Genomic DNA, 12,091 nt, shown 5'->3' with positions numbered 1-12,091 from the left:
ATTCCAGTGCAGATGTGCCCATTTCCACCAATAGGCTATTATCACTAGATACTTAACAAAAAAACCCAAACTTAACGCCTCTATGGCCCTAAAGAGAGTAAGCTCTTATCTAGGAAAGGTAAAGCAAAAACAATTTGAATTACTCCTTGTGTATTGGCATAAGAGGCATGAGGAATTTTTCAAAGAGAAAACATACAATATTGAAACATTCAAATGGCATTACAAGCATAGAAGATTACGTTCTGCATATAGAATTCTAAAGACAAATTTACCTTATCTATTTACTTACAAAAACTACCCTGAATTGAACATTCCAAATATCACAAATCATTTAGATGGTGAATTCTTTAGTCCGATGAAAATGTTGATGAAAGTTCATTGAGGTATTGGTATTAACATGAAGAAAAAATTGATCATTGATTATCTAAAAAATGGCATGAAATAGCAACCCAAATTTTCCATTAACTCAAATTTTTACTTTAAATTATTTTTCCAAACTGCATGACAACTGATACAATGATTTGACAATTCAAAAACCTTTTTATTGATAGAAGTCCAATCACTTTTTTCACTCTTTAAATCATTTTCTATATCTTCTGCACTTTGATGAAGCAACTTGTCATAAGCAAGAAGGGTTTGTTTAAACGCAGTTGTATCTTTTTGTTTTACAATACTCCAAGGTTTTTCTTTTGGAGCAGGGTGGTTTTCTATCAATGACGCACCTAAATAAACAAGTTCCTTATTTTGGTTGATGACCCCTGTTTGTATCATTTTATAGGCTTCTCCCATCCGTTGCATCATCTGTTTGTAAGTCATGTTGGACTTTTTTTTACTTGCTACCAACTGTTCAGCTTTTGTTAGAGAAGAATCCTTTGCATAAAGTATATGACTGCTTATAGCAATAGTTAGCATCCCCCTCAATATCAAGTGTATTTTATCCATAGTAACTAAACTCCTTTAAGAAATATGATTTTATTTAATATTATATTTTAGAAATGATACTCTATTCCCAGTATCAAATTATTTACAGTGACATTTTTATTTTCTATTGGTATTTCTGTAGCACGCATATAGAGGTATTTTAGTGTTACATTGAACTTTCCTAGATGCTTTCCGGCGGTAATCATATATGTCCTGTCAAATTCCATTGCACGATTTTGTACGCTGAATCCATTGTTCATAACTGCAAAAATACGTTTTCCAAAATATGCTCCTGCACCGGTATGATAACTACCATAGCCAGCTTTTAAAATAATTGCAGGTGTTAAATAATCTGCTTTTGCCTTTGTGGTATATTGATTGCTTTTTCTGTTTTGTAAATGGATATATTTTCCCATCAAGGTAGATGAAAATTTTATATTGTTAAACTGTTGTTTAAATGTATATGCCATATCAGTTTGATAAACATTGAAGTGCTTGTAGTCACTGATATACTGGTTAAACTTTATCGTATGGTAACGATAAAAGAAACCATAAATATGTCCACCATCGGTCTCTCTTGTTAGATTGTCCGAGATGGTAGCATAACTGATACTCAATGACTGTTGTTCATCTAGTGTTCGCGTGTACTTGAAATAATATTTATCTACATCTAGATCATCTTTCATCGGTGGTTGAAAGGTTTGTGTGTGGGTTTTGGAGTATACAGCTTCATAAAAGTTATTGGTGTTTTTATATCCTAAATGGGTAACGTATCTTTGCCCTTTATCTTTTTGCAGTGAATTATTAAAGTGAAAGTTCTGGTATTCCAGAAGGAGGAAAGAGTTGTCTGCTATGCTATAGGTCGCAATTTGCAATGATGCTATTACAGCATAAAGTAGATGTTTCATTATCAAATAGCCTTCTTTTTTATAATACATTCTTAGATCTATACTGATTTTAAGGATATCATTTTACTTATCTTCTCTTAAAAACTGATAAAGCTCAAGAGGGGTCACATCTAATTCATCAGCAATATTTTTTATTTTATTTTGGGGAGTAATGTCCTGAATACCTCTTGTTTTTAATAGTTGTATCGCTTTCTGAATATCTATTTTATGCATGTTACTTAATTCCTGGAGAGTTCTTCTTCCAAGTCTTGAAGGGATAGTATAGGTATTAGATTTTTCTTCTGTTTTAATGTACTCATAGATCTTATTTGGAGTGATATGGTTATTTTGAGCAATTGTTTTCAGTGTTTCAGTTTCTTTAAAAATAATATGTTTTTTTTGTAAAATTTCTTTTGCTTTGGTGATATTGATACCCATTTTTTGACAAAATACCTTGAACTTTGTCTCTTCAGCATGGCCATAAGGAGGTTCCCCGTATGTTTTTGTCCAGCTCTCTTTAAGATTCTCTTCAAAAGTCAAAAAAGCTTTGAAAGGTTGAATCATTGTGATAGTTCCTACTATGAATATGAGATTGATACTTAAAGCGACAAGAAATTCTCTTTTTCTAAAAGAGATTTTTCTTTGTTGGTTTTTCAGGTAACTGAGAATAGGTTTCCAATTATAATAAATATGCAGTATGCCGAAAAATATAAAGACAAGCATAGAAGTAGTATGGAGATCCCCATATTGGTTTTTTGTCAATCCCAAAAAATGCCAGTCAGACCAGTAAGCGACTCTTCCGTGCGGGCATATAAAAAGCATGATACCTGTATAGGTCATGATAAGAAATGAAAATGCCAAAGTCAGTGATGTAATTTTTTTCATAAAAACTCCATATTTATTATAATGTTTTTAGTCTATAAAAGAAGGGTACGATATATATATCGCACACCTTTTAAGTACTAATTTAATTGATTTCTTTTAAAACCTTTCCCCTGTCCCATTCCGTTTCCACGTCTGTTCTGATTCATACGGTTTATTTGGTGCTTGGTAAATTCATCTTGTGTGATTACTCCGTCTTTGTTTGTATCAATACTTTCAAATGTAGGAGCTTTACCGGCATTTTTCATCATTCTTCCTTCTGCCGCTTTTTGTGACATGCGGGAAGCCTGTGCATCATAGAACTCTTTGTTTGTCACCTTGCCGTCATGGTTGAGATCATAACTTGTAAAAGTAGGTCTGTTCTGCATACCTTTTTGACCTCTTCCCATACCGCCTCTTTGTCCCATCATGCCTTTCCCCATACTTTGGTTGCGCCTTTGCATAAACAGTTGTCGTTCTTCCGGAGACATTGTTGGCATTCTTTTTTGCATTTCGGCCCTAAATGCCGGTCTTTCAGCGGCAGAGAGTGTTCCTCTCATGTTTATTAACTCTTGTGTACTCATTTGACTGAAATCCATTGAGAGTGCAGCTACTGTTGTAAGGAGTGTTGAAATCATCATTCTTTTCATCTTTGATCCTTTGTTTTTTTATTGCATTCTTTATAATTGAATGTTTATTAGTAGTGTAAGGTTTCAATATAAACTTTATATAAACTAAAAGCAGATTTTTGCAAAAACTTTTTGTTGAGAGGAGTGAAGTGAAAATTTAAAGCCGTAAAAGTCAGTTATTTTTTTAACGATATATAATCCTAAACCAAATCCACCGTCATCTTTACGTTCTCTTAAAAATTTATGTATCATCTTCTCAGGCTTTTTAATGACTCCGTCATTGATGATTTCCAAACAATAAGAAAGATTTATCTCAATCAGTCCTCTCGGTGGTGTATATTTGATCGCATTCGAAAGCAGGTTGTCTATTAACCTGATAAGATCTTCCATGTCCATAAAAACTTTTTTGGAAGAGAGTTCAGTATGTATTTGCAGATTTTTATTGTTCATATTTGTTTGAAAAAATGCTATTCTCTCTTTTAATATTTCATCTATGTATATTTCTCTAATTTCTCTTTTGGGGACATGGTTAAGTTTGACAAAACTTAAATCCTTGAAAATCTTTGAAATCCTGAATGAGGAAGTTATGATTTTTTTTAACTCTTCATTGTGTTTAAGTTCAGGATGTAATGTTAACAGCATCTCAATATTGATAATGACATTACTGATCGGTGTATTTATTTCATGTGTTGCATCTGTAATAAAGTCTTCCAAAAGCAGAATACTTTTCTTCATGGGATTTAAAAAAATATGACCTAATACAATAGAAACCAAGACAATAAAAAGAAGTGTGAAAACAAAGAAAAAAAAGAGTTTTTTCTTTAGGTTTTTGATTTCAGAAGATATGTCTTTATAGGAAACAAAATCCATGTTGCCCCATTTTTTATGTGTACGGTGAAGGTAGTATAAATGCTCTTGTTCTAGCCAATATTCTTTCGTAAAATCTACATGATCAGGTTTGAAATCACCTACTGCATATACCTGATTAACATATACAGCAATAGGTGTGCCGTTATATTGCGGGATAGCCCCTGTTTTAAGAAAGTGTTTTTCATGATTTCTCTCTATAAAAAGATGAATATTGTTTCTGATTTTCAGTATATTATTCTCAATAATAGTATTGTAGGTTAGCCGATAGTAAAAATATCCCCCTATAGCAGATAGAAAAAGTGTAGAAAAGATATAAACAATCAAAAATCTTCGAAGGGATTTTTTTTCAGCCAACATATCGGTATCCTATCTCTTTGAGTGTCTCTATTTTTCCTTTTGGTAAAATAGTCCTCAGTCGGCAGATGAATGTTCTGAGTGAAGTTTCATTTGCTATCTCATTATACCCATAGAGATATTCAAAGATTTCATTCTTTGTTAAAGTTTCATTGCTTCTTTGTAAAAATAAAGCTAAAAGTTTTGCTTCCTTGTTTTTTAAGTGTATCTCTTTGTTGTTTTTATAAAGTGTAAGATTTTTTATATTAAACACCAGTGACTCATCTATATGAATGAGAGTTTGATTCTTATAGAGTCTTCTGTAAACAGCATCTATTCGTAAGCAGAGTTCATTAAGAGAAAAAGGTTTTATAATATAGTCATCACCACCACTCAAGAAGCCTTTTTCTATGTCTTTCTGGCTATCCAGTGAGGTGAGGAATATAATAGGTATATCACTGAATTCCCGTACTCTTTGTGCTACTTCAAACCCATTGCAAGAGGGAAGTTTAATATCTAAAAGAATTAATTCAAAATGCTCTTCATAAACAATATTAATTGCTTCCTCTCCGTCAAAAATACTTTTTGTTTCAATATTTTTTATATTAAGGTATTTAACAATAGTTTGGTTTAGATCAATATCATCTTCTACAATTAATATCTTTTTTTTCATTAACCGCCTTACAAGGTTTTTTATCAAATATATTTTTAGCATACGGTTTTTCATAGTGTAACCGTATGGTCTTGGCTGTTATCATAACGTGCCCGATCCTCCACATTATAAGATAAGTTTTTGTAAAAAAATGCTTAAATGACTTTACATAGATCAGAACTTCTATATCCATGTCAAAGTTTTCAGTTCTGGGTATTTGTTTTTTTTGCAATATATCCGGGTACTTTTTTTGTACCATCCTCAATATATAGACCAAAACCAAAAGTAGTCTTTGATTGTACATTAAGCTCTATTTCGTCTACTTGAGTATATAGCCTGGTGTTTTGATAGTCAATTGAACTGTATGGTCTTATTTAAATCAATATTGTCTGTAGCAATAAATATGTTTTTTTAAGGTTCTTTTTTATTTATCAATTATAAAAATATCATTTGTTAAATTTTTAAAAAACAATAAGTTTCTTTTTGCTGATTATATCTCTCATTTTTGATAAAAAATAAACTCCGAATGGTTTTAAGTTTAAAATATAAATTAATTTAATTATCAATTGAATGAATATTCATTTTAAATTAAGTTTATTTTGTTTAGAATACTGAACAGCTATTCATTTTACAAAAGGAGAAACAAATGAGTATGGGTAAAAAAGACACATCCTATGATACGCTTTATGCGGCATTTGAAGATAGAATAGAGCAGTTAAAAAAGCTGCCAAAGATGAGAGAAGACAGTTCTATTGAACAGGTAATAGAAGAAAATGGTTTTGCAAGAAGGGATTTTATGAAGTGGGCGGGAATGATGACGGCCTTGCTTTCATTGCCTTCAACATTTACACCATTGATGGCTGAAGCAGTTAAGGTAGCTGATAGATTGCCTATTATCTGGTTGCACATGGCAGAGTGTACAGGATGCACAGAAGCACTGCTTCGTTCCGCCAACCCAACTATAGATAGCCTTATTTTTGATTATATCTCTTTAGAGTATCAAGAGACACTTATGGCAGCTGCCGGCTGGCAGGCAGAGGAGAACCTTGAGGGTGCCATGGAGAAATATAAGGGTAGATATATTTTGATGGTAGAGGGTGGTATTCCTATGGGAAATGAGGGGTCGTATTTAACGATTGGCGGACACGGCAAAAAAGGAAAGGATATTGCTATTGAGGCTTCTGAAAAAGCCGCAGCTATTTTTGCAATTGGTACCTGTTCTGCATTTGGTGGTGTTCAGGCAGCTGTTCCAAACCCAACAGGTGCAGTAGCCCTTAGTGAAGTAACACATAAAACGGTAATTAATGTACCAGGGTGTCCTCCAAGTGAAAAGAATATTGTAGGAACATTGCTTCACTATTTGCTTTATGGGACATTACCTGCTCTTGATGCATACAATAGACCAAAATGGGCATACAGACTTAGAATTCACGATCTTTGTGAAAGAAGAGGACGCTTTGATGCAGGTGAATTTGTAGAGCAGTTTGGTGACCAAGGTGCAAAAGATGGCTATTGTCTCTATAAAGTAGGCTGTAAAGGACCTTATACATTTAATAACTGTTCTAAAAACAAGTTTAACCAAGGTACATCTTGGCCGGTACAAGTTGGTTTTGGATGTATGGGTTGTAGTGAACCGGATTTCTGGGATACTATGGGTACGGTAAATGAACCGCTTAAAGACAGATTGTATAATACAACATTCGGTGGGCTTGGTGCAGATGCGACAGCAGACAGAATCGGCATCGGGTTACTCGTTGCTACAGGTGTAGGTGTTGCAGCACATGCAGCGATTTCAGCGGTTAAACCACCAAAATCAGATGACTAGTAAGGAGAAGAATAATGAGTAAAAGAGTAGTAGTAGATCCGATTACAAGAATCGAGGGACACTTAAGAGCAGAGGTGATAGTTGGTGATGATGGTGTTGTAGAAGATGCATTTGTATCTTCTACGCTGTGGAGAGGTTTAGAGGTAATTGTAAAAGATAGAGATCCTAGAAATGTACCTTTGGTTATGCAGAGAATTTGTGGTGTATGTACCTACTCACACTACTTAAAAAGTACAATGGCAGTTGAAGATGCATTGGGCATTAAAATTCCATTGAATGCAGAACTTGTAAGAACGCTTATGAATGCAGCACTTTTTATGCACGACCATGTGGTTCACTTCTATCATCTGCATGGTGTAGATTGGGTAGATATCGTTTCAGCATTGGATGCGGATCCAAAAAAAGCAAGTGAATTGGCTTTCAAATATACAGACAGTCCTATTTCTACAGGTGAAAATGATCTTAAAAAAGTACAAGAGACTGTAGCAAAATTTGCTAAAAATCCTCAAGGACTCGGGCCGTTTGCTAATGCATATTGGGGGCATGGTACCTATAAGTTTACACCAGAGCAAAACCTTATTGCCCTAGCTCACTATTTAAAAGCACTGGAGATACAAAGATTAGCTGCAAAAATAATGGCAATTTTTGGAGGGAAAAACCCACATCCTCAATCATTGGTAGTGGGTGGAGTTACCTGTGTTATGGATATTTTAGACCCTGCCAGAATGGGTGAGTATATGGTACAGTTTAAAACCATACAAAATTTTATTAAAAATGCATATCTTGCAGACATTAAAATGGCTGCAGAAATGTATAAAGATGAACCTTCAGTAACAAAGCCGATGGGAGTTAAAAATTTCATGGCATATAAAGATTTCATGATCGGACGTGATCAGTATCTCTTTGACAGTGGGTATATCCTTAATGGGGATATCGCTAAAGTTTTTGATATAGATGAGAGTTTAATTACTGAAGAGGCAACACACTCTTGGTATGCTGATGATGAACCGCAGCATCCATATGATGGTACTACTATTCCTAAACATACAGGGTATGTAGATGGGGAGAGTGTGGGGCCAGATGGAGAGATGATCCATTCTAAGCTTATCAATCCGGAAGGAAAATATACGTGGATTAAATCTCCGAGATATGATGGAATGCCTATGGAAGTTGGTCCATTGGCATGTTTACTGGTCAACTATGCAAAAGGCAATAAGATAGTTCAAGATTCAGTGAATGGTTTCCTAAAAGAGACAGGACTTCCGGTATCAGCACTCTTTACGACGTTGGGAAGAACAGCAGCTCGTGCACTGCAAGCAGGAATTGTTGCAGATAATGCTTTGGTCGCTTTCAATAATCTAATTGAAAATATCAAAAGTGGAGATCAGGAAACTTGTACTCCTTATGTGATTGATAAAGATAAAGAGTATAAAGGAAGAGGGATCGGTGATGTTCCAAGAGGAATGTTGATTCACTGGATCAGAATTAAAAATGGCGTGTGTGAAAACTATCAGGCTACGGTTCCATCTACATGGAATGCCGGACCAGTAGATGCTAATGGGATAAAAGGACCGTATGAGGCGGATTTGGTGGGACTCAGAATCAAAGATATTAAACAACCATTAGAAATCATTAGAGTTATTCACTCTTATGATCCATGTATTGCATGTGCCGTACATGTTATGGATACAAAAGGCAATAAATTAGCTGAATACAAGGTTGATCCTACTTACGATAGTTGCAGTGTATAAAAGGAGCTAAAAATGGAAAAAGTTCAAAATGAGACCCATAATCACCATATGGTGATTGAAGAGGAGATGGAGTTTACTCCGGCATATAGATGGCAGCACTGGATTAGAGCACTCTCGATTTTAATACTGATTGTTACCGGATTTTATATCGCTGAACCTTTTGTGGCACCTATCTCCAATGGGCAACCAACAAACTTTATGCAGGCTTATTTTAGATTTGCTCATATTGTTTTTGGTTTTGTGATGACTGCTGTGGTTGTTTGGAAATTGTATTTGACATTTTTTGCAAAAGCATATAAGCATGAAAGACATTCTGTACAAGATATGTTCAGTCCAATGGTATGGGTAAAACAGATTGGATATTATCTGTTTATAACAAAACACCCTCATTTAAAAGGTGTTTATAATCCACTACAGTCAATGGCGTATATTGGATTGTATATTGTCTTTTTTGTATTGATTCTTACAGGACTTATCCTTCATGCAAATGTGTATCATGAAGGGTTTGGTGGCTTGATCTATGCACCAATGAGAGTGCTTGAAGAGATGATGGGAGGATTGGCAATGGTAAGGGAGATCCACCATATTGCAATGTGGGTAGTGATCATTATTGTAACTATACATATTTATATGGCATCCTTTAATGCTATATTTGGTAAGAATGGATCAATGGATGCTATTTTTTCAGGTATGAAATGGCACAAAAAACATTAATATAATGGTCAGCTTAGGCTGGCCATTAATACTAATATTAGTTATGAGGCAATATACTTTTTAATACTGTTTTTTACTTCAACCTGCACAGTATTTTAGAGTTATCTTGTCTCTTTAGTGATATTAGTCATGAGGGAAAAGAAATTTTTAATAGTTTTTATCCAAAGCTTCCGTTAAAACTTCCTTTTTTTCCCTCTTGAGTGATATTTAAAATAGAAGTAAAGTAAATTTATAGAAGGAAGATAATTTGAAAATTTTGATATTAGGTATTGGTAATATTATATTTGGAGATGAGGGAGTAGGCCCTCATCTAGCAAACCTTATAGAAGAAAAGTATGATTTTTCTTCCGATAAACATATTATTGATATTATTGATGGTGGTACACTGGCACAAAGACTTATTCCTATAATCACAGAGTATGACAGAGTTGTGATCATTGATTGTGTCAAGGTTGATGAAGGTGAGATAGGTGATGTATATTCTTTTGAATTTAGTGATATGCCTGAGTATATCACATGGGATGGAAGTGCTCATGAGGTAGAGATGTTACAAACTTTACAGATGATTGAGATGATGGGTGATCTTCCCCCTGTAAAAATTGTAGGGGTTATTCCCTATGTAATTGGAGAAGATAGTACTTTTTCAATGACAGATGAAGTTGTAAAAGCAAGTATAACAATGGAAAAAGTCATTATTGATTATTTAAAATCATTGGATATTGATGTGAAGGTTAAGAACAATTTAAAAATTACCGATGTTACATCTAACACTTATGTGAAAGGAATACAATATGATATTGGAGTTTAGCCTTGATTATCGTTCCTTTTCTCTAGTATATGAGAAGTTGTTTTTGCAAACTTTAAAAGAACATAATTTAGTTGGAAAAATAGTTAAAGATCATTTTATGCTTAAATTTTATGTTGAAGCAGATACTGCAGAAGCATTGGAGGAGTTTGTAAGCAACTTTTCTTCATCCTTACCTCATTCTATATTTTTATATCATAGTGATGCTCAAATAGTTGATGAAATGCCTGATAATGACTATGAAGTACCTAAAAAAGAAAAACTGCCTCTTCCTTTTTGTCCAAAATGCTTAAAAAAAGTGATGGATGAAGAAAATGAGGACTATTACAATATATTTACAGAGTGTGATGCCTGTGGATATAGTCTAGCAGGAGAGAGAAAAAACTACAAGAGTGAGTTTGAACAAGCAGCACTCTCTATCAGTCAAGGTAAAATGATAGAGTTGAATACATTTTATGGAAAGTATTATGCAGGTATACCAAGTAAGGTTTGTAACAAAATAAACTTTGACGTTGTAGTATACGATCTTGCAACTATTGAGAAATATGCCAATGTAGAAACCTATGAGGTCACAACTTTGGGAGCGTTTGAGAAGCCACTGCTTAAACTGAAAAAGAAGATCAAATTCACTATGGATCATGAAGAGGTTGAAGCAGATCTGATCCGTTTTAAACTTCCGGATGACTTTATTCTGCATCTTCTTATGCAAGAGTTGCATCAAGTTGGTATCGATGCGATTTTTATCACAAAAGAAGAGATTCCTACCCAAGAGAAACTGTTATTGGTTGATTTTAAAGAGGAGCTAGAACCCATTGAAGTTGTAGCTTCCCAAAAGGATGTTGCAATTGTTTCTGGGGAAAAAGGTTTACCTCTCTTTCCAATGAATTCATCTAAAGTTAATCCTGCAATAGGTTCTTTCTTCTCTGTTATAAAAGAGCATCAATTAAAAGATGAAAATATTGCGGGTCTTAATCTGAGTAAAGAGTATAAAAATAATATATTGGTGCACGGCAATAAATATGGGGTTGTTGAATATCTCTCATTGAATTTTAATTTTTTCTCTATGAAAGAGATATTTGATCAAATTATAGCCACAGATGAAACAGGAATAAAAATAGTTGAAAACTATAAAAATAAATTTCCGGATCATTTTGATAAAGTATCTAAAATTGTGTTTGAAGATAAAGCGTTTAATATCTTTAAACTCTGGGGTATAGTAGCCATTGTACTTGATTTTGCTCAAACAGAAGACCCGTTTGAAGCCGCTGAAATCTTAGAAGAGAGTGCCATGTCATTTTTAGGAGAAAAAGGTCCTAGAATTGACTATAAGTTACTTAATATAGATGGAAAAGTATATTTGGACCCTTTAATGACTATCAGGACAGCAATGAGTTTTCGTCTTGCCGGGGTTGATCAGCTTATGTTGAGTTATGGGGTGATAGAGAGTTTCCTTGAATTCCTTGCCAATGAACTGGATGAATTAAAGCCCAGTATGGATATAACGGCTGTTACAGCAACAGGTTCTCTCTTGGCAAATAAACATCTCTTTTCCAAAATGAGCAGGGAGATATCTATCAACCATAATATCTATTTCAATAATGAACTTCCTGTTGATGGCAGGAATATGTTTTATGGTGGCGTTTCATTAGACCAATAGTATCATTATAATCTCTCTTTTTTTGGGAGATTATTTAGTACACAGCCAGAAATGAAGAAAAGGTTTTTATCCAAAACAAAAATTTATGCAGCCTCCTTCTATTGCATTTCCTTTTCTAATCTCTGGTTGTGTAGTAAATAAATCTGTTTTCTTTATCGATTATTGAATACCTTGCAGATATCATTG

General features: G+C 34.0%; 11 protein-coding genes. 5 read left to right on the top strand and 6 right to left on the bottom strand.

The window, feature by feature from the left end; translation table 11 throughout:
• Positions 1-474: 474 nt before the first annotated feature.
• The 6 genes from ACZ48W_RS01650 to ACZ48W_RS01625 form a co-directional block, all read right to left on the bottom strand.
• The gene (locus tag ACZ48W_RS01650) at positions 475-942 is read right to left on the bottom strand and encodes a hypothetical protein (protein ID WP_464829193.1); all 468 of its coding nucleotides are present in this window, start codon (positions 940-942) and stop codon (positions 475-477) included.
• Between the two features lie 47 nt (positions 943-989).
• Entirely contained in the window at positions 990-1,829 is an 840-nt protein-coding gene (locus ACZ48W_RS01645) for a hypothetical protein (RefSeq protein WP_464829191.1), read from the bottom strand.
• 63 nt (positions 1,830-1,892) lie between these two features.
• Positions 1,893-2,693, bottom strand: a complete 801-nt coding sequence (locus tag ACZ48W_RS01640; protein WP_464829188.1) for a DUF4405 domain-containing protein — start codon at positions 2,691-2,693, stop codon at positions 1,893-1,895.
• 77 nt (positions 2,694-2,770) lie between these two features.
• On the bottom strand, positions 2,771-3,319 hold the full coding sequence (locus ACZ48W_RS01635; protein ID WP_464829186.1) for a DUF1104 domain-containing protein: 549 nt from the start codon (positions 3,317-3,319) through the stop codon (positions 2,771-2,773).
• 84 nt (positions 3,320-3,403) lie between these two features.
• Complete coding sequence (locus ACZ48W_RS01630; RefSeq protein ID WP_464829184.1) at positions 3,404-4,525, bottom strand: sensor histidine kinase; 1,122 nt, start codon at positions 4,523-4,525, stop codon at positions 3,404-3,406.
• Positions 4,515-5,174, bottom strand: a complete 660-nt coding sequence (locus ACZ48W_RS01625; RefSeq protein WP_464829182.1) for a response regulator transcription factor — start codon at positions 5,172-5,174, stop codon at positions 4,515-4,517. The genes ACZ48W_RS01630 and ACZ48W_RS01625 overlap by 11 nt, the downstream gene beginning before the upstream one ends.
• A gap of 631 nt (positions 5,175-5,805) precedes the next feature.
• Between ACZ48W_RS01625 and ACZ48W_RS01620 the strand changes: the two genes are divergently transcribed.
• The 5 genes from ACZ48W_RS01620 (at position 5,806) to ACZ48W_RS01600 (ending at position 11,905) form a co-directional block, all read left to right on the top strand.
• Positions 5,806-6,978, top strand: coding sequence for a hydrogenase small subunit (locus ACZ48W_RS01620; RefSeq protein ID WP_464830452.1), 1,173 nt, complete (start codon positions 5,806-5,808; stop codon positions 6,976-6,978).
• A 14-nt stretch (positions 6,979-6,992) separates the two neighbouring features.
• Positions 6,993-8,729, top strand: coding sequence for a nickel-dependent hydrogenase large subunit (locus ACZ48W_RS01615; protein WP_464827582.1), 1,737 nt, complete (start codon positions 6,993-6,995; stop codon positions 8,727-8,729).
• Positions 8,730-8,741: 12 nt separating this feature from the next.
• On the top strand, positions 8,742-9,443 hold the full coding sequence (cybH, locus tag ACZ48W_RS01610) for a Ni/Fe-hydrogenase, b-type cytochrome subunit (protein ID WP_464827583.1): 702 nt from the start codon (positions 8,742-8,744) through the stop codon (positions 9,441-9,443).
• A gap of 247 nt (positions 9,444-9,690) precedes the next feature.
• Positions 9,691-10,251 (top strand): HyaD/HybD family hydrogenase maturation endopeptidase, encoded by a 561-nt coding sequence (locus ACZ48W_RS01605; RefSeq protein ID WP_464829180.1) that lies wholly within the window; start codon positions 9,691-9,693, stop codon positions 10,249-10,251.
• Positions 10,235-11,905: a hydrogenase gene (locus ACZ48W_RS01600; protein WP_464829179.1), complete on the top strand. Its 1,671-nt coding sequence runs from the start codon at positions 10,235-10,237 to the stop codon at positions 11,903-11,905. The genes ACZ48W_RS01605 and ACZ48W_RS01600 overlap by 17 nt, the downstream gene beginning before the upstream one ends.
• Positions 11,906-12,091: the final 186 nt, after the last annotated feature.

The sequence above is a fragment of the Sulfurovum aggregans genome, from assembly GCF_055385215.1.
Note: the sequence above shows the minus strand (reverse complement) of the source record. Positions and strands in the feature narration are given on the sequence as shown.

Excerpts from the sequence above, each read along its gene's own strand:
- ACZ48W_RS01620 (WP_464830452.1), top strand. The coding sequence starts at position 5,806 with ATGGGTAAAAAAGACACATCCTATGATACGCTTTATGCGGCATTTGAA.
- ACZ48W_RS01615 (WP_464827582.1), top strand. The coding sequence starts at position 6,993 with ATGAGTAAAAGAGTAGTAGTAGATCCGATTACAAGAATCGAGGGACAC.
- ACZ48W_RS01600 (WP_464829179.1), top strand. The coding sequence starts at position 10,235 with ATGATATTGGAGTTTAGCCTTGATTATCGTTCCTTTTCTCTAGTATAT.
- ACZ48W_RS01630 (WP_464829184.1), bottom strand. The coding sequence starts at position 4,525 with ATGTTGGCTGAAAAAAAATCCCTTCGAAGATTTTTGATTGTTTATATC.
- ACZ48W_RS01640 (WP_464829188.1), bottom strand. The coding sequence starts at position 2,693 with ATGAAAAAAATTACATCACTGACTTTGGCATTTTCATTTCTTATCATG.
- cybH (WP_464827583.1), top strand. The coding sequence starts at position 8,742 with ATGGAAAAAGTTCAAAATGAGACCCATAATCACCATATGGTGATTGAA.
- ACZ48W_RS01645 (WP_464829191.1), bottom strand. The coding sequence starts at position 1,829 with ATGAAACATCTACTTTATGCTGTAATAGCATCATTGCAAATTGCGACC.
- ACZ48W_RS01635 (WP_464829186.1), bottom strand. The coding sequence starts at position 3,319 with ATGAAAAGAATGATGATTTCAACACTCCTTACAACAGTAGCTGCACTC.
- ACZ48W_RS01650 (WP_464829193.1), bottom strand. The coding sequence starts at position 942 with ATGGATAAAATACACTTGATATTGAGGGGGATGCTAACTATTGCTATA.
- ACZ48W_RS01625 (WP_464829182.1), bottom strand. The coding sequence starts at position 5,174 with ATGAAAAAAAAGATATTAATTGTAGAAGATGATATTGATCTAAACCAA.